This is a genomic window from Nocardiopsis sp. iso_238, assembly GCF_056173325.1.
This window is the reverse complement of the sequence record NZ_CM149668.1, coordinates 5,352,980-5,377,043: the sequence shown is the minus strand read 5'-3', so window position 1 is coordinate 5,377,043 and position 24,064 is coordinate 5,352,980. Positions and strand designations below refer to the sequence as shown.

Sequence of the window (24,064 nt, the reverse complement as noted above, 5' to 3'; positions counted from 1 at the left end):
ACACGGCAGGGGAGCGGACGACGATGGGCGAACTCAGGTCACGGCGGTCGGTACTCGCGGTCCCGGGGTCCAACCCCCGGTTCGTGGAGAAGGCCCGGGGACTGGACACGGACGCCTTCTTCCTCGACCTGGAGGACGCCGTGGCGCCGCTGGAGAAGGAGGCCGCCCGCGCCACCGTGGTCCGGGCGCTCAACGACGGCGGCTGGGAGGGCCGGGTCCGGTCGGTGCGCGTCAACGACGTCTCCACCCCATGGGCCTACCGCGACGTCATCGCCGTGGTCGAGGGCGCCGGAGCCCACCTCGACACCCTGGTCCTGCCCAAGGTCACCGGGGCCCGGGACGTCCACTGGCTGGACACCCTCCTCACCCAGATCGAACGCGCCTCCGACCTGCCGGTCGGCCGGATCGGGATCGAGGCGCAGATCGAGGACGCCAGGGGCCTGGTCGAGGTGGACCGGATCGCCGCCGCCTCACCCCGTCTGGAGACGCTGGTCTACGGACCGGCCGACTTCATGGCCTCCGTCAACATGAAGAGCCTGGTGGTGGGGGAGCAGCCGCCCGGCTACGACACCGGCGACGCCTACCACCACGTGCTCATGCGCATCCTCGTGGCGGCGCGCGCCCACGGGCTCCAGGCCATCGACGGCCCCTACCTCCAGATCCGCGACGTCGACGCCCTCCGCCGGGCGGCCGGGCGCACCGCCGCGCTCGGGTTCGACGGCAAGTGGGTCCTGCACCCGCTCCAGGTGGAGGCGGCCAACGAGGCCTACGCCCCCTCCCAGCAGGACTACGACCACGCCGAACTGATCCTGGACGCCTACGCGCACGCCACCACCGTGGACCGGCGCGGCGCCGTGATGCTCGGTGAGGAGATGCTCGACGAGGCCTCCCGCAAGATGGCGCTGGTGGTGGCGGGCAAGGGCCGCGCCGCCGGGCTCAGCCGTACCCGGACCCTCGACCCCGACGCCTGAGCCACCGGTCTCGTATCCCTCCGGCCCGCCTCTTACCGACCTCTCACCAAGGTGGGAGAGCATGGGCCCCATGGAAAGCACCGCCACCGTCCTGATCGCCGACGATGACCGGGCCATCAGGGAGTCCCTGGAACGCGCCCTCCAACTGGAGGGGTACACGGTGCGGACGGCGGCGGACGGCGTCCAGGCCCTGGCCGCCGTCCACGCCGACCCCGTGGACCTGCTCGTCCTCGACGTGATGATGCCCGGGGTCGACGGACTCGGCGTGGCCCGGGTACTGCGCGCGGAACACGACCGCACCCCGATCCTCATGCTCACCGCGAGGGTGGAGACCCCGGAGCGGGTGGCGGGGCTGGACGCCGGTGCCGACGACTACCTCGCCAAGCCCTTCGAGCTGGACGAACTCCTGGCGCGGCTGCGCGCCCTGCTGCGCCGGGCAGCGCCGGTGCCGGAGGAGTTCGACGGGGACGCGCCGCTGCGGGTGGGCGAGCTGAGGCTGGACGGCCGGGCCCGCCGGGTGTGGCGGGGCGAGCGGGAGATCGAGCTGTCCAAGACCGAGTTCGACCTGCTCGAACTCCTCATGCGCAACGCCGGGATCGTGCTGGACCACGCCACCATCTACGACCGCATCTGGGGCTACGACTTCGGCCCCGAGTCCAAGAACCTCGCGGTCTACATCAGCTACCTGCGCCGCAAGCTGGAGGACGGCGGTCCACCGCTGATCCAGACGGTCCGGGGCGTCGGGTACACGCTGCGTCCCCAGGGGTGAGGCCGGTGACCGCTCCCACGACGGATCCCACCGGAGCCCCCGGCCCCGGCCCCGCAGCCTCCGGCGCCACGCGCGGCAGCGTGGTCCTGCACCCCGGTGAGTGGCGCCTGGGCACCCGGTTCGCCGTGCTGTTCGCCCTGGTCGCGGCGGTCACCATCGCCCTGGTCGGCACCCTGGCCTACAGCACCGCCGCCGCGCTCATCCGGGCCGACGCCGAGAGCGAGTTCAACGAGGCCGTGCAGAACCTGTCCCGGCAGCTGGAGATCTCCGCGCGGAACAACCAGGACGCCCCGGACGGCAGCACCTTCACCTTCCTGGCACCGGGCAGCCTGGACGCGCAGATCCTCACTCCGGACGGCACCTGGGCTCAGCTGCTCGCCAACCGGCACGAACTCGCCTCCTTCCACCCCACCGCCGAGGACCTGGAGGTGGCGCGGGCCGACGACGCCGGGGTGGTGGACACCCGCGAGACCCTGGTCCAGGGCCAGGAGTACCGGGTGGGCACCGTGTCCCTGGGGGAGGGGCACGGGGCGATCCAGCTCCTGCAACGGCTGTCGCCGGTGGAGCAGATGATCGGGCGCCTGGCCGTCCAGATCCTGTGGGTGGGGCTGCTGGTCGCCCTGTGCGCGGCCTCGGTGGGCTGGCTGGTCGGCCACCGCATCACCGGCCGCCTCGTCCGGCTGACCAACGCGGCGGAGTACGTCAGTTCCACCGGGCGCCTGGACCCGGTCACCCCGAACCGGAACGGCAACGGGGACCAGGCCGACGCCGTCGGCGGGGTCGGCGCCCCGGAGGAGCCGGGCAACGACGAGGTGGGGCGGCTGAGCAGCGCGTTCAACGCGATGCTGGCCCGCCTGGCCCGGTCCAAGGACGAACAGCGCCGCCTCGTCCAGGACGCCGCGCACGAGCTGCGGACCCCGCTCACCAGCCTGCACACCAACGTCCAGGTGCTGGGCCGGGTGGACCGGCTGAGCCCGGAGGGCAGGCAGCGGCTCATCGACGACCTCCAGGGGGAGACCCGCGAGCTCACCGGACTGGTCAACGAACTGGTCGGGCTGGCCACCGGTAACCACGAGGACGAGACGCCGAGCGCGGTGGCGCTCGCCGGGGTCGCGGACCGGGTGGCGGCGCGTAGCCGGCGGCGCACCGGCCGGGAGATCCTGGTGGACGCCGACGACAGCGTGGTGTGGGGCCGTCCCGGTTCGCTGGAGCGGGCCCTGGCCAACCCGGTGGAGAACTCCGCCAAGTTCGACCCCGACGGGAGGGAGCCGATCGTCATCCGGGTCCGCCGGGGCGTGGTGGAGGTCCTGGACCGGGGCCCGGGGGTGGACCCGGCCGAGATCGGGCACCTCTTCGAGCGCTTCTTCCGGGCGACGGTCGCGCGTGGTCTGCCCGGCTCCGGGCTGGGACTGTCCATGGTCCAGGAGATCGCGCAGACGCACGGCGGCCAGGTGTTCGCCCGCAACCGCGAGGGCGGCGGCATGGTGATCGGCCTCCAGCTGCCGCTCCACCAGCCTCCGCAGGACGGTCCGCCGCCCGCACCGCAGGGACCACCGGCCGCTCCTCCGGGATCTCCGCCGTCGCCCGGGAGGCAGGGGCCTCCGCCCGCGGGACCATCCGGTCCGTCATTCGGACCCCCGTCCGGTCCGCCACCCGGCCCGCAGGGGCCACCACCCGGCCGGTCCGCTCCGCACCACGGACCGTCGGGCCCGCCACCTGGAACGCCTGGTCCTCCCTCCGGGCCACCCGGTCCGCCGTCCGGTCCGCAGGGGCCGCCACCCGGCTAGGTCGTCGGCCGGTCGGTACCCGCCCTCACCAGGGGCGGGTGCCGGCCGTCGCGTCCCGGTAGATCCGCTCGAAGCGCTCCAGCGAGTCCTCCAGGCGGTGCCGGGACGCCATCAGCCTGCTGTGCCCGCCCATCCGCGCCCGCGTGGCCTCGTCCTCCACCACCAGACGCAGCCGCTCCGCCAGCTCGGCGGGGCGGCCCGGCCGGTACAGGTAGCCGTTGCGGCCCTCCTCCACCAGGTGGGGCAGGGCCATCGCGTCGGCGGCCACCACGGGCAGACCGCTGGCCATGGCCTCCAGTGTGGCGATGCTCTGGAGCTCGGCGGTGCCCGCGATGGTGAACACGTCCGCGCACCGGTACACGTCCGGCAGGTCCTCGTGGGCGACGAACCCGAGGAAGACCACCCGGTCGGTCACCCCCTCCGCGCGGGCGAGCTCCTCCAGCCTGGCCCGGTGCGCGCCGTGCCCGGCCAGCAGCAGCTGGACACCGGGCAGGAGCCGGACGGCCCTGACCAGCTCGTCGGCGTTCTTCTCCTCGTCCAGGCGGCCCACGAACAGCATCGACGTGAGGTCGGGGACTCCGAACCGCTCACGCAGGCGTCGCCGCTCGGTCGTACGGGCCCTTTCGGGCAGCGGCTGGAAGCGCGCCAGGTCGATGCCGCAGGAGACCGGCTCCACGGGCCGGGCGAACCCCTGGTCCGTCAGGAGTCCGGCGGCGGCCGGGGTCGGCGTGGTCACGTGCTCGACCCTGGACAGCACGCGGCCCAGGTCCCACCAGGCCAGCCGGGCCGCGTACGGACGCAGGGGCTCGGGTATCCGCATGGGGTCGAAGAGGTTCTCGGGCATGAAGTGGTTGGTGGCCACCACCGGGATGCCGTGGGCGCGCGCGGCGTGGGTGAGCATCCGGCCGACCAGGAAGTGGTTCTGGATGTGCACGGTGTCGGGGCGCAACCGGTCCAGGAGCCGGTTCAGGTGCCCGCGCACCCCGGGTGGCAGTGCCAGCCGCACGCTCTCGTGCGCCAGCGACGGCATGGACCGCAGCCGGTGCTCCACCACCCCGTCCCGCTCGGTCACGTAGGGGCGGCCGGTGGGCGAGGGGCCCAGGACGTGCACCTCGGCTCCGCGCCCGGCCAGGCCGTGGGCGAGCCGGGCGGTGAAGTAGGCGGCGCCGTTCACGTCCGGCGGGTAGGTGTCGGTACCGATGAGGACCCGGACGCGGCGCCTCCCGCGGCCCTTCTCCGGAGACCGGGGAACGGTGGGGGACTTCGGTGCGAAGGACGTGGACATACCGGTTCTCCTGGAGGCGTCGAGCGGCTGGGCCGTGCTCTGGTCCGGTGTGGCTGCCACGAGTGTGGTCCACCGGTATGGACCGCCGCCGACCTTCCGGTGACGCCGAGGCGACCGGCGACGTAGCACAAGGCGCAGGGATGAATACTCTCCGTGTCCGCCTTTGTGTGTCAAGTCACCATCGCCGCGTGCGGAGTGTCGGTTCGGGACCAACGACCCGCGCACAGCGGACGGGGGCGGGCTGGCCCCCGCGGCCAGCCCGCCCCCGTCCTGGGATCGGAGAAAGGGAAGGAAGACGCCCCCGTCAGTCCTCCTCGATCTCCGAGGCCTCCTCCTCGGCCGACGCCGCGCTCTGCTCGCCCAGCGTCACCTTGACCTCCTGCTCCGAGCCACTGCCACCGGGCAGCACGCCCAGGGTGGCCTCGTCGCCGGGCCGGAGGGCACGGATCTGGGCGATCAGCTGGTCCGGTGAGGACACGGCCTCACCGTTGACGGACACGACCACGTCCTCGACCTTCAGGCCCGCCTTCTCGGCGGCCCCGCCCTCGGTCAGTTCCATGATCTGCGCTCCGCCGACCGGGCTGGGCGCGATGGTGGCCTGGATGGCCGGGTAGCTGGCGCTGCCGGTCTCGATCAGCTGCTCGGTGATCGGCCGGACCTGGTTGATGGGGATGGCGAACCCCAGACCCACCGAACCGCTCTCCTGGGACAGCCCGGCGATGGCGGTGTTGACGCCGATCACCTCACCGGACATGTTCACCAGCGGACCGCCGGAGTTGCCGGGGTTGATCGCGGCGTCGGTCTGGATCGCGTTGATCACCGTCGCGGTCTGACTGCCGCCGCTCTCGGTGGCGCCGGTGTTCACCGGACGGTTGAGCGCGCTCACCACACCCGTGGTCACGGTGCCGGACAGGCCGAGCGGCGAACCGATCGCCACCACGTCTCCGCCGACGCCGACCTGGTCGGAGTCACCGAGCTTGGCCGGGGTCAGGTCGGTGCGGTCCTTGGCCTTGACCACGGCGATGTCGGAGACCGGGTCGGCCCCGAGCAGCTCCGCCTCCGCCGAGGTGCCGTCGTTGAACCGCACGAGCAGGGGGCCGTCACCGGCGGCCTCCACGACGTGCGCGTTGGTCAGGATCTGGCCGTCCGAGGAGATGATCACCCCGCTGCCGCCGCCCGCGCTGGTCTGGATGGAGACCACGCTGGGCAGGACCTGGTCCGCGACGTCACCGACGGCGCCCTCGGTGGCGGTGGACCCCTGCTCGCCGGTGAGCGAACTGATCGGGGAGCTCGCCCCGCCGGGCATCAGGTAGGCGGTGCCCAGAGCGGCGGCCGGTCCCACGATGAGGCTGGTGACCAGGGCGGTCGCCGCCGCCACGGCCACGATCCGGCCGGTGCCGCGCTTGCGCTGGGCCTGCTGCGGCTGGCCGGGGAAGGGCCCCGGGCCGAACTGCTGGTACTGCGGCGGTCCGAACGGGCCGGGCTGCTGCGGTCCGCGCGGGTACGCGCCGCCGAAGCCGCCGGGTCCCTGCGGGCCGCCGTGACCTCCGGCCATGAAGGCCGCGGTGGGCGGGCCCTGGGGCGGTGCCCCGGGAGCCGGGTGCCCCGCCGCACCCGGACTCTGCGGAGCTCCGAAGCCGCCGGGCCGCTCGGGGCCGTCGGCGGGCCGGGGGCCCTCCGGGGCGGTACCGGGAGCGGTACCCGGGTGGCCTTCGGGGCCGGGGAAGACGTAGGAGGCCCGGTCCGTGTCGTTGGGTCCGGTCGCCCAGCCGGGCTCGGGGCCCTCGGGCGCGGAGAGGCGGGGCGCGGACGGGCCGGGGGCCGGCTCGCCCGGCGCCTCCTGACCGGTCACGCCGTCGTCCTTGGGAAGGGAGTCCTCGAAGGACGTCCCGCCGGTCTCGGGCTGGTCCGTGGCACCGGACCCGGTGCGACCGTGCTCGGCGTCGCCGTGCTCGGCTCCAGCACCGGTCTCCGGACCTTCACTCGGGTCGTTCGGGTGCAACTCATCCTCCAGCGGACGGGACGATGTACTGACTTGCTTCATCTTGGGGGGCGTGGGTTAGAACAGGGTGAGAGCCCGATACAGCGTGGTTTCGAGTTGGCTCCGGCCCTGGTCGGCGGTGTGTCCCGATGTGCGGTCCCCGCGAAGACAGGGACTTATGCACCACAATGTCCGAAACGATACCCCGCGCCCGCCTCCGGAACCCGGTACGACAGGGAAGGCCCCACCCGTGATCAAGCTCGTGCTCGCCGACGACGAACACCTGGTGCGCGGAGCGATCGCCGCGCTCCTCGGACTGGAGGACGACCTGGAGGTCGTCGCCGAGGTGGGCCGCGGCGACCAGGTGGTGGACACCGTCCTCGAACACGGGGCCGCCGTCGCCGTCCTGGACATCGAGATGCCCGGCGCCACCGGGCTGGAGGCCGCCGCCGAACTCAAGCGGCGCGCCCCCGACTGCGGGGTCGTCATCCTCACCAGCTTCGGCCGCCCCGGATACCTGCGCCGCGCCCTCACCTCCGGGGCCCGGGGCTTCCTGGCCAAGGACGCCCCCGTCGAACAGCTCGCCGGGGCCATCCGCAGGGTCCACGAGGGCGGCCGCTACATCGACACCGAACTGGCCGCCGCCGCGATGGTCGGCGGGGAGAGCCCGCTCACCGACCGCGAGGCCGAGGTGCTGCGCGCCGCCGCCGACGGCGCCACCGTCGCCCGCATCGCCGGGACCCTGCACCTCACCGAGGGCACGGTCCGCAACTACCTGTCCAACGCCATCGGCAAGACCGGCGCCGACAACCGCATGGCCGCCATCCGCACCGCCCAGGACATGGGCTGGCTCTGACCCGTCACGCACCGACCCCGTTCCGGACGGGACGGGGCCGGTGCGGGCCCGGGACGGGCTACAGGAAGCGCAGGACCAGCATCGCGGTGTCGTCGGAGTTGCCGCCCGGGGCGTACTCCTCCAGCTCACGGTCGATCCGGCTGATCACGGCCTGGGCGGTGAGGCCCGCGGCTCCGGAGAAGATCTTCATCAGACCCTCGTCACCGAGCATGTCCGAACCGCTGCGGCGCTCGGTGACGCCGTCGGTCACGGCCAGGACCACCTCACCGGGGCGGATGTCCACGCTCTCCGTGCTGAAGCCCACGTCCTCGAAGGCGCCCAGCAGCGGCTGGGAGGTGCCGAACGGCTCGACCTCGCCCTTCTGGTTGAGGCGCAGCGGCAGCGGGTGCCCGGCGGACACCATGCGCACGCGCATCCCGCCCGCCTCGTCGGTGGCCGGGGTCATCTCCCCGTAGAGCATCGTCAGGAACCGGGTCGAGGTGTTCTCGTCCAGGATCGCCAGGTTCAGCCGCTGCATGATGTGCGCCGGGGTGAACCCCTCCCGGGCCAGGGCGCGCAGCGTGTGCCGGGCCAGCCCGGTGACGGCCGCCGCCTCCGGGCCGGTGCCGCACACGTCACCGATGGCGAAGCACCAGCGGCCGCTCGCGGAGAACACGTCGTAGAAGTCCCCGCCCACCTCGCTGCGCTCGTCCGAGGGCCGGTAGTAGACCGCGTGGTCCACACCGGGGATCACCGGCTCCTTGTCCTTGGGCGGCAGCAGGCTGCGCTGGAGAGCCGTGCTCATCGCCGTGTGCCGCTCGTGCAGCCGGGCGTTCTCCATCGCGGACGCCACCCGTCGGCTGAGGTCGTCCGCGACGTCGGCCTCCTCACGGGTGAAGTCGTCCGAGTCGTTCTTGCCGATGGTCATCCGGCCGAGCGCGCGACCGTGGGCCACCAGCGGGATGCTGATCGCCGGACCGCGCGCGATCGACCCGGTCATCTGCTCGTCCAGACCCTCCTGGACCAGGTCCTTGTTCGACCACAGCGGGCCGGGCTCGCGCTGCTCGCGCGGGGGCAGCGCGGTCAGCAGGGACCGCAGGACGTCGTTGAGGTTCTCGTCGCCGTGCACCACGTGGGTGAGCGTGGAGCCCCCGAGCTCGTTGATGGTGTGGATGGCGCACCACCGGCCCAGGCGCGAGGTGATCAGCTGCGCGGCCAGGGCACCCGTCATCCGTTCGTCCAGCGTGCCCGCGAGCAGGTCGCTGGCCTCGGCCAGGAAGCTCAGCGAGGCGCGGCGGCTCAGCTCGACCTCGGCCAGCCGGGACCGCTCCACCGGCAGGGCGATCAGGTCCGCGCCCTCCTGGAGCCGCTTGGCCGCCGCCGGACCGAAGTGCCGGGCCCGTGTGGAGGCCACGCCGAGCAGACCGGTCACCCGGCCGTCGACGATCAGCGGCGCCGTCACCAGCGAACGCATCCCGGCCCTGGCCAGGGCGCCCCGGGTGGTGCGGGAGATCATCATGTCGTCGTTGATCACCGGACCGGGCTCGGGCGCCGCCGACGGGAAGATCTCCTCGGAGCGCACCCGCAGCGGTCGCCAGGGAGCGCCGCCGGTGAGCCCCACCGCCGAGCGCACCTCCCACATGGTCTCGTCGGAGGTCGCCAGCGCTATGTACGCGGCGTCCCCGCTCAGCGCGGTGGTCGAGTACTCCACGGTGCGTTCGAGCAGCTGCGGCAGGGAGAGCCGGGAGCCCAGGGCCGAGTCCAGCGCGGACCACGCGGGCGGCCGCACCGGGCGGGACGGACCCCGGCGCACCGGCGGGGACTCCAACGACGGGTGGTCACCCGGCCGGTCCTCGATCCGGAACCACACGGCCTTGTCGTTGCGCCCGTAGCTCACGCCCCAGCTGGACGCGATGGCCGACGCCAGGGCCAGCCCCAGACCGCCGCTGCGCTCGTCGCCGGTGGAGGGCGAGGTGTCCACGGCGAGCGGCCCCGCCTGCGGGACGGCGCGCTCGGGCGCGGAGTCGGTGACCATCACCTCGGTCGAACCCTCCGCGCGGCGCACCGCCACCTCCAGCGCCGAGTCCGCGTGGATGACGGCGTTGGTGACCAGCTCGCTCACCAGCAGGATGATGTCGTCGAAGGGATCGGGCACGCCCCAGCTGAGCAGGGTGTCGTGCACGAACTCCCGGGCCGCCGCCGCGGTCTCGGGGGCAGGCGGGAACTCTCGTCGTGCGACCTTCAACGCGTCTTGTGCTGCCAAGCCGTCGGTGTCCTTCGTCACTGGGCGCGGGTGTGGGAGGGGTGGCCACTGCCACGATACGCGTGCCGTCCTCCCGGGGAACCCCGAACCACCCCGAACCTTCCGTGACCCCTCACGGGAACGGTGTGTACGGGCGGGACCCGGGGTCGGTCAGCCACGAGCGAAAGGGCAACATGGCCAACACTCCTGTGCGCTTTGGCTCAGGCAGTTAGTGTAAGACGACACATCCGCTTCTTTCGGGTGGTATTCCGCGACGATAGCGTGACGGGATGTCACCAGGGGTGCGCGTGAGGCACGTGCCACCCCCGAGTCCCGTGCGTGCGATTCGCGCGGGACCCTTTCACCGTGGGCCGTGCGCGGTCGGTGGCCGAGAAGACGTGCGGGATTGAGGAGGGGTTCATGCCCGAGGCGGTCACGGGACTGGCCGACGACCAGCTCGACGAGATCCTGAGTGCCCTGTACCGGATGCGTGACGGCGACTTCAGTGTCCGGCTCAGGTCGCGGGGCAGCGGCAAACTCCGCGAGATCACCTCCGTGTTCAACGAGGTGATCGACCACAGCGAGCAGCTCAGCACCGAACTCCAACGGGTCGGTGACGTCGTGCGCGACGAGGGCCGACTCAACGAGCGGGTCAACGTCCACCCGGCACGGGGAGCGTGGGGCAACAGCGCCAGAGCCCTCAACATCCTCCTCGACGAGGTCGCGGAACCCGTCACCGACGTCGCCAGGGTCCTGGACTCGGTGGCCGAGGGCGAGCTGAACCGCAGGGCCTCCACCGAGGGCCGCCGGGGCGAGCTCAAGGGAGACCTCCTGCGCCTGGCCAACACCGTGAACCGGATGGCCGACCAGATGAGCGGCTTCACCGAGGAGGTCACCCGGGTCGCCCGCGAGGTGGGCACCGAGGGCAAGCTGGGCGGCAGCGCACGCGTCGAGGACGTCTCCGGTGCCTGGCGCGAGGTGACCGAGTCGGTCAACCAGATGGCCTCCCGCCTCACCCTCCAGGTCCGTGACATCTCCACCGTCACGACCGCCGTCGCCCGCGGTGACCTCAGCAAGAAGATCACCATCGACGTCCAGGGCGAGATGCTGGAGCTGAAGGACACCTTCAACACGATGGTGGACCAGCTCTCCACGTTCGCGGACGAGGTCACCCGCGTCGCCCGCGAGGTCGGCACGGAGGGCAAGCTCGGCGGTCGCGCCAACGTCCGCGGGGTCCAGGGCATCTGGAAGAACCTCACGGACAACGTGAACTCCATGGCGGACAACCTGACCAACCAGGTCCGCGACATCTCCAAGGTGACCACGGCGGTGGCCCGGGGCGACCTGACCCGCAAGGTCGAGGTGGACGTCCAGGGCGAGATGCTGGCCCTCAAGAACACCGTGAACACCATGGTCGACCAGCTCGACTCCCTGGCCGACGAGGTCACCAGGGTGGCCCGTGAGGTCGGTACCGAGGGCAAGCTGGGCGGCCGCGCCAACGTCAAGGGCGTGTCGGGCATCTGGAAGGACCTGACCGACAACGTCAACTCGATGGCCAACAGCCTCACCTACCAGGTCCGCAACATCTCCCAGGTGACGACGGCGGTCGCCAAGGGCGACCTCAGCAAGAAGATCACGGTCGACGCCCAGGGCGAGATGCTCGACATGAAGGACACCATCAACAAGATGGTGGACCAGTTGTCGACGTTCGCGGACGAGGTCACCAGGGTGGCCCGTGAAGTGGGTACCGAGGGCAAGCTGGCCGGTCAGGCCCACGTGCGCGACGTGTCCGGGGTCTGGAAGGACCTCACGGACAACGTGAACTCCATGGCCAACAACCTGACGTACCAGGTGCGGCAGATCTCCATGGTCACGCGGGCGGTCGCCGCCGGAGACCTGACCAAGAAGGTCACCGTGAACGCCAAGGGCGAGATGCTGGAGCTGAAGGACACCATCAACGTGATGGTGGACCAGCTGTCCGCGTTCGCCGACGAGGTGACCCGCGTGGCCCGCGAGGTGGGTACCGAGGGCAAGCTGGGCGGCCGCGCCAGCGTCAAGGGCGTCTCCGGCATCTGGAACGACCTCACCGAGAACGTGAACTCGATGTCGCACAACCTGACCACCCAGGTGCGCAACATCTCCGAGGTCACGACCGCCGTCGCCGCCGGTGACCTCACCAAGAAGATCGACGTCAACGCCCAGGGAGAGATCCTTGAGGTGAAGACGACGGTGAACACCATGGTCGACCAGCTGTCGGCCTTCGCCACCGAGGTCACCCGCGTGGCGCACGAGGTGGGCAGCCAGGGCCAGCTCGGCGGCCAGGCCAAGGTCGAGGGCGTCACCGGGACCTGGAAGCAGCTGACCGACAGCGTGAACGGCCTGGCGGGCAACCTCACCACGCAGGTCCGCGCGATCGCGGAGGTCGCCAACGCCGTCGCTAAGGGCGACCTGACCCGGAACATCCAGGTCGACACCCGCGGGGAGATGGAACAGCTCAAGTCCAACATCAACCTGATGGTGTCCAACCTGCGCGAGACCACCGCGGACCAGGCCGACGCCGACTGGCTCAAGTCCAACCTGGCCCGCATCTCCGGTCACATCCAGGGCCACCGCGACCTCAACGAGCTCGCGCGCCTGATCATGACCGAGGTGACGCCGCTCATCCACGCCCAGCACGGCGCCTGCTACCTGCCCGAGGACCAGGACAACGAGGGCGTCTTCCGCCTCTACGCCGGGTTCGGCTTCGACCCGCCCGAGGGGCGCCAGCGCATCCGCAAGGGCGTGGGGCTGGCCGGAGAGGCCCTGTCCCAGCAGGTCGAACAGCACGTGTCCCACATCCCGCCCGGCTACGTGATGGTCGAGTCCGGACTGGGCGGGGCGCAGCCGCGCCACCTGTACATCCTCCCCATCGTCACCGAGGGGCGCTCGCTCGGCGTGATCGAGTTCGCGTCCTACGACGAGTTCCGGGAGATCCACAAGAACTTCCTGCGCCAGCTGGTGGCCCTGCTCGGCACCACTATCAACACCATCCTGGCCAACAACCGCACCGAGCACCTGCTCGAACAGTCCCAGCAGCTCACCAGCCAGCTGCGCGAACGCTCCAACGAGCTCCAGCGCCAGCAGGAGGAGCTGCGCGGCAAGAACGCGGAACTGCGGCAGAAGGCCACCCAGCTGGCCAACCAGAACCGGGCGATCGAGCTCCAGAACCAGCAGATCCAGCGCTCCCGGAACGCGTTGGAGGAGCGCGCCCACCAGCTCCAGGTCTCGTCCAAGTACAAGTCCGAGTTCCTGGCCAACATGTCCCACGAGCTGCGCACGCCGCTGAACAGCCTGCTGATCCTGGCCCGCCTGCTCGCGGACAACGCCGAGCAGAACCTGTCCGCGAAGCAGGTGGAGTTCGCGCAGACCATCCACAAGGCCGGCAGCGACCTGCTGCTGCTCATCGACGAGATCCTCGACCTGTCCAAGGTGGAGGCGGGCCGCGCCGAGGTGCAGCCCAGCGAGGTGTCCATCGCCCAGCTCGTCGACTACGTGGAGGCCACCTTCCGGCCGGTCACCGGCGAGCAGGGGCTGGCGTTCGCGGTGGACGTGTCACCGGACATCCCGGAGACGCTGTGGACCGACGAGCAGCGCCTCCAGCAGATCCTGCGCAACCTGCTCTCCAACGCGGTCAAGTTCACCCCGCAGGGCGAGGTGCGGCTGCTGATCGAGCCCGCCTGGGCGCTGGAGGACACCGACCTCGACATGTTCGTGGAGAACGAGGAGGTCATCGCGTTCACCGTGGCCGACACCGGCATCGGGATCGCGGAGGACAAGCTCCAGGTGATCTTCGAGGCCTTCCACCAGGGTGACGGCGGCACCTCGCGGCGCTTCGGCGGCACGGGCCTGGGCCTGTCCATCAGCCGGAACTTCGCCCGCCTGCTCGGCGGCGAGATCCGGGTCCAGAGCGTGGCCAACCAGGGGTCGACCTTCACCCTGCTGCTCCCGGTCCGCCTGCCCGACGACGCCGGGGAGAACGCGGACGAGCTCACCGCCCTGGAGCCGGTGCCCGCGATCGAGCCGAGCCGGATCGAGTACGACTCCCTGCCGGACCTGTCCGACGATGACCTCAATCTGCCCGACGAGGACTTCGACGCCGTCGTGGCGGCCCTGACCGACTCCGGGGAGACGGTCGAACCGCTGCCCATGGTGCAGGTGCTCAAGGCGCCCGAACCCGCCGAGACGGAGTCGGCCGAGAGCTCCCAGGAGACCGTGGAGGCCCGCACCGACCCCGAACGGCGCGCCGTGCTCGCCGGTCAGCGGGTGCTGATCGTCGACGACGACGTGCGCAACGTGTTCGCCCTGACCAGCGCCCTCGAAGCCCAGGGGCTGGAGGTCCTCTACGCTGACAACGGGCACACCGGCATCGAGAAGCTGGAGGCCAACGAGGACATCTCCCTCGTCCTGATGGACGTGATGATGCCCGAGCTGGACGGCAACCAGACGACCCAGCGCATCCGTGAGATGCCGCAGTTCGAGGACCTGCCGATCATCTCCCTGACGGCCAAGGCCATGCAGGGCGACCGGGAGCGCAGCCTCGCGGCGGGAGCCACGGACTACGTGACCAAGCCGGTGGACCTGGACCACCTCCTGGACGTGATGCGGCGGTGGCTCACGGCGGGCCCGGAGGAGACCAGGGCCGGTGCCGCGGGCGACGACCTCAGGGCCGGTGGGACGGCCGGGTCACAGGCCGGGCACAATGGCGCCACGGGTCCCGACAACCGCAGTGACACCAGGGATAACAACGACGCGAGCGGGGACACCGACAGCACCGGTAACACCCCGACCGAAGACTCGGAGTAGCCAGCAGTGACTCAGAAGGCCAACATCCTTCTCGTCGACGACCGCGACGAGAACCTCATCGCGTTGGAGGCGGCCCTCACGTCCCTCGACCAGAACCTGGTCCGGGCCAACTCCGGTGAGGAGGCGCTGAAGCACCTTCTGGGCACCGACTTCGCGGTCATCCTGCTCGACGTGATCATGCCGGGCATGGACGGCTACGAGACCGCCGCGCACATCAAGCAGCGCGAGAAGACCAAGGACGTGCCGATCATCTTCCTGACCGCCCAGGAGGTCGATCGGCACCAGGTCTTCCGCGGCTACTCGTCACGCGCGGTGGACTTCCTGATCAAGCCGTTCGACCCGTGGGTGCTGCGCTCCAAGGTCGAGGTGTTCGTGGAGCTGCACCAGCTCAAGGCACAGATGCGCGAGCAGGCGAGGTCGCTCCAGCGGGTCCTCAACCAGGAGACCGGCGAACCCGGCCGGGTCCTGGCCGAACAGCTCGCCCAGCGCTCCCGCCAGGTCCAGACCGACCTCGCCGCCCTGCGCGAGCACATCGTCGACAACTACCAGGAGGTCGACCAGCCGCTGGTGGACGCCGTCCGCAGGGTCGACCGGTCCGCGTCACGGTTGTCCACCCTGGTGGACACGCTGCACGGGCCCGAGTAGCTGTACTCCTTCGCATCTCCGCTTCAGTTCGACGCGAGTTCGGTTGTACCTCTTTGGGCCGAAGCGGAGCGGAGACGCGAAGAAAACACGGCAACACCCCTAACGGGGCGGCAGGGCCAGGCCGATGTGCTCACCGATCTCCTCGATGAGCCCGAGGTCGGCCAGCCGGAAGCTGCCCCGGTTGCTGCGTCGGATCAGCGTGAGCGCACCCCGTACGCCCCGGCTGCCCCTCAGGGGCACGGACAGCAGCGATCCCGCGCCGAGGACCGACAGGAGGGGCGCGCCGCTCTCCGAGTGGCCCAGGACCGTCTCGTCCTCGATCAGGGGGAACAGCAGGGACTGGCCCCGGCCCAGCACCTCGCCGGGGATGTCCGAGTCGCCCGGGGTGAGCCCCGCGACCTCCTCGCGCTGACCCTCGGGGGCGTCGGCGGGGCCGACCACCGCGGCGCGGCGGGCCGCCCTGGGCCCCTCGGGCAGGTCGCAGACGTCGATGATCACCCAGTCGGCGTACGAGTCGGCCAGGAGGTCGGCGGCGTCGGTCAGGGCCAGGTCCCGGGTCGGGGTGGTGCCGCGCAGCAGGAGCCGGGTCATCCTGGTGAGCACGTCCAGCCGCCGTGCGGCCAGCACCACCACCTGGTCCTCGACCTCGGACTCCAGCGGGGCGGGCCCCTCCTCCTCGGAACCGCTCATGGGCGGGGACATCGCCACCAGCACCAGCGGCTGCGCCTCGGTGGGTAGCTCCAGACGCGTGAGGGTCAGGTGCACGTCCTCCGCCCAGCCGCGCTGGGCCAGCCGCGACTCCAGGTGTGCCGGGCCGTCCCCGCGCAGGACGGCGGCCAGCCAGGACTGCATGGCGGCCCGCTTGCGCAGGTCCACGAAGTGCGTGAAGGGCTTGCCGGTGAGGTAGCCGGGCGCGCTGCCCAGCTGCGTGGCCCCGGCGCCGTTGATCCTGCGGACGTAGCCGTCGTGGTCGAGGAGCACCACGGGCACGCTGAGCTCGTTGAAGACCGCGCGCAACAGGGCGCGGTCGCCCTCGTCGGCGGGTCTGCGGGGTTCGGGGGCCTCGCTGTGCGTCCGGGCCAGTTCCGACCCGGCCGTTCCCAGCAGGCGTTCGGCGTACTCCAGCTCGGCCAGGGCGGCCTCGGCGGTGCCCCGGGCGTCGTCCGGGTACATGGCGTGCGTGGTGCGCAGGGCGCTGATGCGCTCACTCAGAGCGGCGATCTCGCGTTGCAGTTGTGCGAGGTTCTCCGGCACGCACGGTCTCCCGGTCATCATCGAGGGCGTCCCGCCGGCGACGGGTCTGACACCCGGCCGGTCCGGTCGAGGGTCCCCCGAAGGTTACCTTTGGAGCGGGGAGCCGGGAATCGTCTGAGGAGGTTCGGACTGTGTGGATCGAACACCTCGCCCGTGACATCGGTGCGTTGGGGCAGGAGGAGCACACCACCCTCGAACGCGCCCTGGACCAGATGAGCAGGGCCGCATCCCTCGGGGTCCCCGGCTGTTCGGCCGCGCTCGTGGTGGTCTGGCGCGAGGTGGTGGGCCGGGACGGCTCCATCCGCCACGTGGTCACCGACTACGGCGCCTCGCACTCCGACCTCGCGGAGGCCCTGGAACACCAGTACACGACCGACCAGGGCCCCACCGTGGAGGCCGTCCGGGAGATGACGCAGGTCCGCGTCGGGGACGTGCTGCGCGAACACCGCTGGCCCCGGTACACGAGCATGGCGGTCCAGTGCGGCGACCGCTCCTCCGTCACCCAGCCCAGCAAACTGGCCGGGGACGACGGTGACGAGGACCGCATCCTCACGTTCGGCGTGCACTCCGGGCGCCCCGACGCCTTCGACGAGGAGGTCGTCACCCAGCTCACCGCGCTGCTGGCCGAGCACGCGGCGATGGCCCTGAACACCGCCGACCGCCGCGCGGACGCGGCCCGCGAGTCCGCCCACATGCGCCGTGCGATGTCCGCTCGCACCGTGATCGACCAGGCCAAGGGCATCATCATGCACGCCCGGGGCTGCGACGCGGACACCGCCTTCGCGGCACTGCGGGAGGTCGCGCAGCGTAACCGGAAGAAGGTCGTGGACGTGGCCCGGGAACTCGTCGCGGAGAACACCGGGCCGCAGCGGTCGCGCCGTCCGAGGCCAGACGGGCGCTGAGACGGCGGGTTCGCCTACGTGTCGAGGTCACTCCGAGTCCAGAGCGTGACAGTGAGCCGTCATGATGAAGGTTCGGGGCCGTCGCGGTACGCGGTGGCGGTCGGTCCGCCCGGGGGAGCGTCGAGCTCCTCATGGTGCACGCGAACGACAAGGAGAACCGAGCGTGACGTCAGACATCTCGATCCGCCGCGAGGATGGCGTCGTCGTCGTGACACCCGTGGGAGAGATGGACGCGGTCACCTCGCCCGCCCTCGCGGAGGCTCTGGACGAGGTGCTGTCCGCACCCCTGCCCGTCGGGGTGGTGGTGGACCTGGCCAAGGTGGGCTTCTGCGACTCCCGCTGCATCGGGGTGCTGGTCTCGGCCTTCCGTCAGGCCCGTGACCTCGGGCTCGGACTCGTCGTCACCGAACCCCAGCCGCAGGTGAACCGCCTGTTCGTGATAGCGGGCATCGACCAGGTCATCCCGATCGACGCGAGCACGGACAACGCCGTGGACACGCTCAAGGGGTGACCCCGGCACTCCGGCCGCACCCCGTGCGGCCCGAGTCCGCGCGCGCCGGATCCACGAAGTGGAGCCGGGTCAGCGACCCCTCGCCGCTGCCGCAGATCTCCAGGAAGTCACAGGTCTGCCGGGTGATCCACAGCCCGTAGCCGCGCGACCGGAGCGTGTCGGCCGGGCGGTATCCGGCGAGCGGATCGCTGAGGTCGCCGTGTTCGTCGAACACGTCGCACACCCACCGGTCCGGCGCCCGCCACAGGTGGACGCTGCCCTTGCCCGCGCCGTGTTCGAGCACGTTCGCCGCGAGCTCGTTCACCGCCACGACCATGCTGTCCACCCGGCCCCGGGGCAGGCCGACCGCGTTCGCGAGCGACCCGATCTCCTCGCGCAGCCGGGGCAGCGACTGCCCGATCTCCAGACGGTGCACCGGCCCCCGCACGGGGAGCGGCTCCGGCGCGAGCGGCCGCTGTCCGAAGGCCTCCGTGCCCAGGTACGCGGGGTTGGGTCGGGGCCCCGCCTCCCCCACGAGCGTCGGGTGGGTGGCCCGGACCGCGGCGCGCACCCCCGGACCCAGGGGGCGCTCGTCGTGCACGCACAGCATCCTCATGCGCATCGGCGCCAACGCGGTGCTCAGCACCGACTCCAGCCGGTGCCACTCGCGCAGCTCCATCGCGGGGCCATGGGCGAGCGGCGCCAGCGGCGGCTCGGCCACCACGCTCACCGGTCCCGGCCCGTGGAGGAGGGCCAGCCGGTGCAGGGCGGCCAGAGTGCGCCCAGGGGCCTCGTAGAGGTCGTCCCTTCCGATGACGTCCACCCTGCCGCGCTCGTGCCGGTCCAGCCCGTTCAGGAGCGGGGCGGGGTCGGCGACGGAGAGCACGACGTGGGCGTCGGCGCGGACGGAGGACCGCAGCCGCTCCAACGCCACGTCGTGGAACCGTCTCTCATGGCGGAAGAGGAGTCCCTGGTGTTCGAACGTCATCGGTGTGGGCGGACCGTTCAGTTGGGGGAACCGGACAGGAGGAGGTCCGCCTCATCTTCCTCGATCTCGTCGCGCGCGGCCAGCTGCGGACGGGAACGTTCGTAGGCGAGCTCGGTCTCGATGGCGATGCGCTGCCACGTGAACCGGGAACGGGCGCGGTCCACGGCGGCGATCCCGTAGGCGGTGCTCATCGTGGGCGTGTTCAGCACGGCGCGCACTGAGCGGGCGACCTCGTCGGGACGGCCGAAGCGCATCAGGACCCCGCTGGTGCGGTGCAGGACCGCGCCGGGGACCGCGCCGGTGGCGGTGGCCACCACGGGCAGCCCGCAGGCCATGGCCTCCAGGACCGCGCCGCCGTAGGGGTCGTAGGACGCGGCCGACACGAACACGTCGGCCGAGCGGAGCAGGCGCGGCAGCTCCTTGCGCTCCACCGGGCCGGTCAGGTGCACGCGGTCGTCCACGCCGAGCTCCTTGGCGAGCAGCTCGATCCCCCGGGCGTTCTCGTCCAGGGCCACCTCCTGGTCCTCGGCCGTGGAGACGAGCACCAGCTCGGCCTCGGGCAGGCGGACCATCGACTCCACCAGACGCCGGGCGCCCCCCGCCTCGGTCAGGGAGGTGACGGAGACCAGCCGGGCGCGCTCCTCGCGGCGGGAGTGCCACGGCTCGGCCGAGGCGCTGCCCTCCACGCTGAAGTGGTCGGGGTCCACGCCGAACGGCACGACGCTCACGTGGTGGCGGGGCACGCGCAGGCGGGCCAGCTCCCCCTGCTGGTCGGTGGAGTTGACCAGGACGTGGTCGGCGCGTGCGGCGAGGATCGTCTCCATGCGGGCGCGGTCGGGCCGGTGGGGCAGACCGGAGCGCTGCTCGCTGGCGTTGAGCGAGTGGAAGGTCTGGACGATCGGGGTGCCGCTCTGGTCCTTCTCGCTGTGCGCCTGGGCGTGCAGGGCGGCCAGTCCGCTGGTCCAGCCGATGGCGTGCAGGACGTCGGGGACGTCCTCGTCCAGGACGGCGGCGAGCGCGGTGCCGAAGGCCCCGGTGTGCTCGGCGTGCTCGTCCTCGGAGAGCGGGCGGGCGGGCCCCGCGTCGAGGTAGGCGACCGAGACGCCGCGCGCCATGCGGGTGCGGCCGTCGGGCTGGTCGGGGTCACTCCGGCGGACGTAGACGGTCACCCGGTGCCCGCGCTTGGCGAGCTGGCGGGACAGGGCACACACGTGCAGGCTCGCGGGGCAGGCCGGTTCGCCCCGGTGAGCGGGAAGGGGATTGGCGTGTTCGGCGACCATGGCGATCTTCACTGGGCTTGGACTCCTTGGACACCGCCGTGGTGTCCGTCGTGGATGGGCCCGGTGGGACTCCGGAGCGGGGAGTCGGAATCCTCCCGGGCGGGACTTGCGCGGGTGGTCCGTCGTCGGCGGCCGCGGTGGCGCCGGTGCCGCCCGGGTACGGGGGCGGCGGGACCGGGGGATCGTGGCGGACGGTTCAGTGGAACGCGCGTCCGGGATCGGGGCCCGGTGGAGGGGGATGGCGGGCGGCACCGAGCGCCGCGCGTGCGCGGCGCGCACGGACGGTGGAGACCGGAGAGGAGAGAGGAAGGGAAGGACGCATGAGACCACACCAAACGACCGTCGAAAGGGAGTTCGAGCCACCGGGGAGCCTGAGGAGGTCAGGGCACCGCCCGGGGCGGTCGTGTGTGTCTGCGTCTTAGACACCCAACGGGACCATTCTGCCAGACCCTCAGGGAACCGACAACGTGGCACCGATCCCCTCCGGGGTGCCGGGGGAGTGTCCGGACCCGGCCCGGGAGTCGTCGGACCGGACCCGTACAGGGCCTCTGGTCTGCGGGTTGACCGAACCTGGCGGTGGGCCCTGTCGGGAGGTCCCCGGCACCGCTACTGTCAGACCCGAACCGAACGACGGCACCACACACGTCCCAGGATCAACCGCCACAACACTTTTGGCGGCGAAAACCGGTGCGGGAACTGCATATCCGGGTGTTTTCCGCCATGATGTACGCGGATTTTGACCGACTCCGGCGGTGGCTCGGTACGGTTACAGAATCCAGACGATGTACGGGACTCGACCAAGGCCCGGCGCCAGACGCCGGGCAACCGGCCACGGCCGATGAAACGGGAGGAAGGGCGTATGGGTGTCGCTGGTGGGGAAGTCATTGTCACGGCCCTCACGCACCGGGGCGCTATCCGCCCCGCCAACGAGGACTCCGTGGTCATGGGTGCTCTCACCGTCGCCAGCGCGAACATGACCTCCCCGGTCCGCTGCGTGCTGCCGGTGAGTGAACCGGTCATCCTCGCTGTCGCGGACGGGATCGGCGGCCAGGCCGCCGGAGAGATCGCCTCCGAGCACGCGGTGCACCGCATGGCCGAGATGGGGCCGCGCCTCAACGGCCCGGAGGAGATCGCCCAGCTCCTCACCAACATCGACGAGGAGATCAAGGACCACGCGCTCCAGCACACCGAGTTCTCCGGCATGGGGACCACGGTCGCGGGTGTCCTGCTCAACAGCGACGGCAACTTCTGGTTCAACGTGGGTGACTCCCGCACCTACCGTCTGGAGGGCCGCCACCTGCGCCAGCTCTCCGAGGACGACTCCCCGGCCCTTCCTCCCTCCGAGGACGGCCGCCCCGTCACCACCAACTTCATCACCCAGTCCCTGGGCGGCAGCTCCGGCGGGTCGATGGTCCCCCACGTGGGACGGGACGACGCCGCCGACCCCAGCGCCTGGCTCATGTGCAGCGACGGCCTGTCGGATCTGGTGCTGCCGGAGGAGATGGAGCGGATGATCGCGGAGGCCGGGAGCGACGAGGCCGCCGTCCACGCCCTGTGGCAGGCCGCCATGGAGGCCGGAGGCAAGGACAACATCAGCATCCTGCTGGCCCGGAGACGGTGACGGTCCGTTGACCGGGGAAGGGGCCCGCACGCCGAAGCGTGCGGGCCCCTTCGTCGTTCCGCGCTACTTCCGGGATCCCTCCCCGGAGCCGGGGCGGTTGCGCGAGCGCACCACCACGAGCACGACCGCGCCGATGGCGGCGACGGCCACGACCACACCGGCCAGGACCATCAGCGGGGAGGTCCCGCCCTCTTCGGCGGCGGTGTCCTCGGCGGCGGCGGGGGTCTCGCTGGCGGCCTCCTCAGGGGCCTCCTCCTCGGCGGCCGGCTCCTCCTCGGTCTCCTCCGGGGCGGCGGCCGCGACGGCCTCCTCGGACAGCGAGAAGCTCAGGGTGTCCTGGATGGGGTGACCGTCCGAGGAGACCACCCGGAACGAGAGGCCGTACTCGCCCGCCTCGGTGGGCGTCGCGAGGGCGACGGACACGTCGGTGCCGTCGAAGGTCAGCTCGCCCTCCTGGATCTCCGTGCCCTCGGGGCTGGTCACGACGATCGCGCTGCCGCTGCCACCCGCCATCGGGGAGTTGTTGAAGGTGAGGGTGACCTCCTCGGGGGCGGTGTCGAGGGCGGCGCCGTCCTCCGGGTCGGAGGCGATCAGCACGTCGTGGGCGAAGGCGGGGGCGGGGGCCAGCAGCAGTGCGGCGGCGAAGGGGGCGACCAGGGCCGCGGTACGGATTCTTCTCATGATCTTCTCTCAGGCCGTTCGGGTGCGGTTCGCGCCCGGCGGGCACGGGTCGGGGACCGGTGCTCGTCCGGGGCTTTCTGGGGGACCGCCTCGACCGCCGGAACCGGGGGTTACGGGAGGGCCGGGCGGAACGCGGGCGAACCGGGGGGCCCGCGGGGACCGTGCGTCGACGGCTCTGGGGAAGTGGGCGCCGGGGAAGGGGGCGCGACGGGCGCGGCCCCGGACTCCACGGGCGCCAGGTCGGGCAGGCGTGGCGGTCGCGGGAGGGCCCGGGCGACGGCGGTCGCCAGGAACCAGAGCGCGGACTCGCCGTGGGCCAGCAGCGCGGAGGCGAGCAGGGCCGCCCACAGGTGGGCGAACAGCATGCCCGGCGCGAGGCCGAGGACGGCGGATCCGTGCCCGGCGTGGTCGATCGGGACGACCCCGGGGCCGGACAGCTGGAGGATCAGGTGCAGGGCGACCTGTGCGAGGGCCATCACGGCGAAGATGTCGCCGAAGCCCCGCATGATCCTGGTGAACCGCCACAGGAGGCCGAACAGGAACGCCGTGGCCAGAAGGAAGCCCCAGGCCCCGGCGGGGGTGTCGGCCCCGATGTTGTGGCCGACCCAGGCCAGCCCGGTGCACGCACCGGCGAGGAGCGCCGTGCGTGTGAGTCGGAGCGTGCCGTGAGCGGGTCGCACGATAGTGAACCTAGGCCGTGCCACAGGGGCCCGCAAGACCTCCGGACGTGAGAACGCGCTCCAACGTCTCGGAGTGGGGGCCTCGGTGACAGACGTGAGCCGCCGGACGCGAGTGTTCGCGTCCGGCGGCTCCGCCTTCGTCCTAACCCGCCGGGACCAGCTCGCGGCGCATGTAGCGACGCTGCTCCGGGGTGGTGCCACCCCAGACTCCGTGGGCCTCTCCGGCGCGCAGGGCCCACCGCAGGCATTCCGGGCGAACAGTACAGCTGCGGCAGACGGCCAGGGCGCGCTCCGTGTCGGTGCGGCCGATCCCGGTGCTGCTCACCGGGAAGAAGATCTCGGGGTCGTACGAGCGGCAGTTCCCCTGCTCGACCCAGTCCTCGCTGTCGTGGTACAGGCGGTTCACGGACGCCTCCGATCCCTGGTCAGTGGTCCTCGCCGTGTTCCCACGGCGGGGGCGACGAAGTTCGAGTCCGCACTGCCGTCCCGGGGGTGCCGGACCCGCATGGGCTGCGGCGAAGCGGTGCGACTAATTGTAGTACTACATGAGGTCGTACTACACAGAGTCTGATGGAAAGTCAGGGATTCATCAAGGTCGTCCGACGGTGGCGCCGGTCTCCGCGCGTCCGGGCGCACCGGGCGCGAGGGGCGCTTCCGGCCCGCCCGAGGGGCGGATTCCCCGGCTCGCGAGCCGGGGAAATTCCTGCGTACAGGTGGTTCCAGCGGGCGGCGCGCGTAACGTGTGACGTGCGAGGCGACCCTGCCCGGGCGATATGTCGCGAGCTTTCCACCGAATTGATGTGACTTAACG

18 protein-coding genes are annotated in these 24,064 nt (G+C 71.7%); 9 read left to right on the top strand and 9 right to left on the bottom strand.

Features of this window, described 5'->3' with window-relative positions:
* The first annotated feature begins 23 nt into the window (after positions 1-23).
* From AC0VYL_RS24160 to AC0VYL_RS24150, 3 genes are all read left to right on the top strand, one after another.
* The gene (locus tag AC0VYL_RS24160; protein WP_475481578.1) at positions 24-971 is read left to right on the top strand and encodes an HpcH/HpaI aldolase/citrate lyase family protein; all 948 of its coding nucleotides are present in this window, start codon (positions 24-26) and stop codon (positions 969-971) included.
* Between the two features lie 70 nt (positions 972-1,041).
* Complete coding sequence (locus AC0VYL_RS24155) at positions 1,042-1,740, top strand: response regulator transcription factor (RefSeq protein ID WP_475463244.1); 699 nt, start codon at positions 1,042-1,044, stop codon at positions 1,738-1,740.
* Between the two features lie 80 nt (positions 1,741-1,820).
* Complete coding sequence (locus tag AC0VYL_RS24150) at positions 1,821-3,527, top strand: sensor histidine kinase (RefSeq protein WP_475463243.1); 1,707 nt, start codon at positions 1,821-1,823, stop codon at positions 3,525-3,527.
* 25 nt (positions 3,528-3,552) lie between these two features.
* Here AC0VYL_RS24150 and AC0VYL_RS24145 read toward each other — a convergent pair whose 3' ends face one another.
* A complete protein-coding gene (locus AC0VYL_RS24145; RefSeq protein ID WP_475463241.1) occupies positions 3,553-4,812 on the bottom strand; it encodes a glycosyltransferase in 1,260 nt (419 codons plus the stop codon).
* A gap of 304 nt (positions 4,813-5,116) precedes the next feature.
* Positions 5,117-6,814 (bottom strand): S1C family serine protease, encoded by a 1,698-nt coding sequence (locus AC0VYL_RS24140; RefSeq protein WP_475481577.1) that lies wholly within the window; start codon positions 6,812-6,814, stop codon positions 5,117-5,119.
* Between the two features lie 229 nt (positions 6,815-7,043).
* On the opposite strand from AC0VYL_RS24140, the gene AC0VYL_RS24135 reads away from it, so the two are divergent.
* Positions 7,044-7,649 carry a response regulator gene (locus tag AC0VYL_RS24135; protein WP_475456223.1) on the top strand — a complete coding sequence of 202 codons (606 nt, stop codon included), beginning with the start codon at positions 7,044-7,046 and terminating at the stop codon, positions 7,647-7,649.
* A 58-nt stretch (positions 7,650-7,707) separates the two neighbouring features.
* Here AC0VYL_RS24135 and AC0VYL_RS24130 read toward each other — a convergent pair whose 3' ends face one another.
* Complete coding sequence (locus tag AC0VYL_RS24130; RefSeq protein ID WP_475463239.1) at positions 7,708-9,873, bottom strand: SpoIIE family protein phosphatase; 2,166 nt, start codon at positions 9,871-9,873, stop codon at positions 7,708-7,710.
* Positions 9,874-10,290: 417 nt separating this feature from the next.
* On the opposite strand from AC0VYL_RS24130, the gene AC0VYL_RS24125 reads away from it, so the two are divergent.
* Positions 10,291-14,712: a HAMP domain-containing protein gene (locus tag AC0VYL_RS24125; RefSeq protein ID WP_475456221.1), complete on the top strand. Its 4,422-nt coding sequence runs from the start codon at positions 10,291-10,293 to the stop codon at positions 14,710-14,712.
* A 6-nt stretch (positions 14,713-14,718) separates the two neighbouring features.
* Entirely contained in the window at positions 14,719-15,357 is a 639-nt protein-coding gene (locus AC0VYL_RS24120) for a response regulator (RefSeq protein WP_378738389.1), read from the top strand.
* Between the two features lie 99 nt (positions 15,358-15,456).
* On the opposite strand, the gene AC0VYL_RS24115 is transcribed toward AC0VYL_RS24120, so the two are convergent.
* Entirely contained in the window at positions 15,457-16,611 is a 1,155-nt protein-coding gene (locus AC0VYL_RS24115) for a PAS domain-containing protein (RefSeq protein ID WP_475456218.1), read from the bottom strand.
* A gap of 131 nt (positions 16,612-16,742) precedes the next feature.
* Between AC0VYL_RS24115 and AC0VYL_RS24110 the strand changes: the two genes are divergently transcribed.
* Together AC0VYL_RS24110 and AC0VYL_RS24105 are read left to right on the top strand one after the other, a co-directional pair.
* The gene (locus AC0VYL_RS24110; RefSeq protein ID WP_475481576.1) at positions 16,743-17,513 is read left to right on the top strand and encodes an ANTAR domain-containing response regulator; all 771 of its coding nucleotides are present in this window, start codon (positions 16,743-16,745) and stop codon (positions 17,511-17,513) included.
* Between the two features lie 163 nt (positions 17,514-17,676).
* Positions 17,677-18,024 (top strand): STAS domain-containing protein, encoded by a 348-nt coding sequence (locus AC0VYL_RS24105; RefSeq protein ID WP_475456214.1) that lies wholly within the window; start codon positions 17,677-17,679, stop codon positions 18,022-18,024.
* Here the strand turns inward: AC0VYL_RS24105 and AC0VYL_RS24100 are convergent.
* Both AC0VYL_RS24100 and AC0VYL_RS24095 read right to left on the bottom strand, forming a co-directional pair.
* Positions 18,014-18,991, bottom strand: coding sequence for an anti-sigma factor RsbA family regulatory protein (locus AC0VYL_RS24100; RefSeq protein ID WP_475456212.1), 978 nt, complete (start codon positions 18,989-18,991; stop codon positions 18,014-18,016). The two genes, AC0VYL_RS24105 and AC0VYL_RS24100, sit on opposite strands and share 11 nt — an antisense overlap.
* Before the next feature lie 17 nt (positions 18,992-19,008).
* A complete protein-coding gene (locus tag AC0VYL_RS24095) occupies positions 19,009-20,283 on the bottom strand; it encodes a glycosyltransferase (protein WP_475456210.1) in 1,275 nt (424 codons plus the stop codon).
* Positions 20,284-21,130: 847 nt separating this feature from the next.
* Between AC0VYL_RS24095 and AC0VYL_RS24090 the strand changes: the two genes are divergently transcribed.
* Positions 21,131-21,892, top strand: a complete 762-nt coding sequence (locus AC0VYL_RS24090) for a PP2C family protein-serine/threonine phosphatase (protein ID WP_017590331.1) — start codon at positions 21,131-21,133, stop codon at positions 21,890-21,892.
* A gap of 63 nt (positions 21,893-21,955) precedes the next feature.
* Here the strand turns inward: AC0VYL_RS24090 and AC0VYL_RS24085 are convergent, their stop codons facing one another.
* From AC0VYL_RS24085 to AC0VYL_RS24075, 3 genes are all read right to left on the bottom strand, one after another.
* Positions 21,956-22,573 (bottom strand): copper resistance CopC family protein, encoded by a 618-nt coding sequence (locus AC0VYL_RS24085; RefSeq protein ID WP_475456206.1) that lies wholly within the window; start codon positions 22,571-22,573, stop codon positions 21,956-21,958.
* Between the two features lie 110 nt (positions 22,574-22,683).
* Complete coding sequence (locus AC0VYL_RS24080) at positions 22,684-23,253, bottom strand: copper resistance protein (protein ID WP_475481575.1); 570 nt, start codon at positions 23,251-23,253, stop codon at positions 22,684-22,686.
* 142 nt (positions 23,254-23,395) lie between these two features.
* Positions 23,396-23,659, bottom strand: a complete 264-nt coding sequence (locus tag AC0VYL_RS24075; protein WP_475456202.1) for a WhiB family transcriptional regulator — start codon at positions 23,657-23,659, stop codon at positions 23,396-23,398.
* Positions 23,660-24,064: the final 405 nt, after the last annotated feature.

Bases quoted from the DNA above. Each gene is read 5' to 3' on its own strand.
- AC0VYL_RS24160 (WP_475481578.1), top strand. From the start codon at position 24: ATGGGCGAACTCAGGTCACGGCGGTCGGTACTCGCGGTCCCGGGGTCC.
- AC0VYL_RS24155 (WP_475463244.1), top strand. From the start codon at position 1,042: ATGGAAAGCACCGCCACCGTCCTGATCGCCGACGATGACCGGGCCATC.
- AC0VYL_RS24145 (WP_475463241.1), bottom strand. From the start codon at position 4,812: ATGTCCACGTCCTTCGCACCGAAGTCCCCCACCGTTCCCCGGTCTCCG.
- AC0VYL_RS24125 (WP_475456221.1), top strand. From the start codon at position 10,291: ATGCCCGAGGCGGTCACGGGACTGGCCGACGACCAGCTCGACGAGATC.
- AC0VYL_RS24100 (WP_475456212.1), bottom strand. From the start codon at position 18,991: ATGACGTTCGAACACCAGGGACTCCTCTTCCGCCATGAGAGACGGTTC.
- AC0VYL_RS24090 (WP_017590331.1), top strand. From the start codon at position 21,131: ATGGGTGTCGCTGGTGGGGAAGTCATTGTCACGGCCCTCACGCACCGG.
- AC0VYL_RS24085 (WP_475456206.1), bottom strand. From the start codon at position 22,573: ATGAGAAGAATCCGTACCGCGGCCCTGGTCGCCCCCTTCGCCGCCGCA.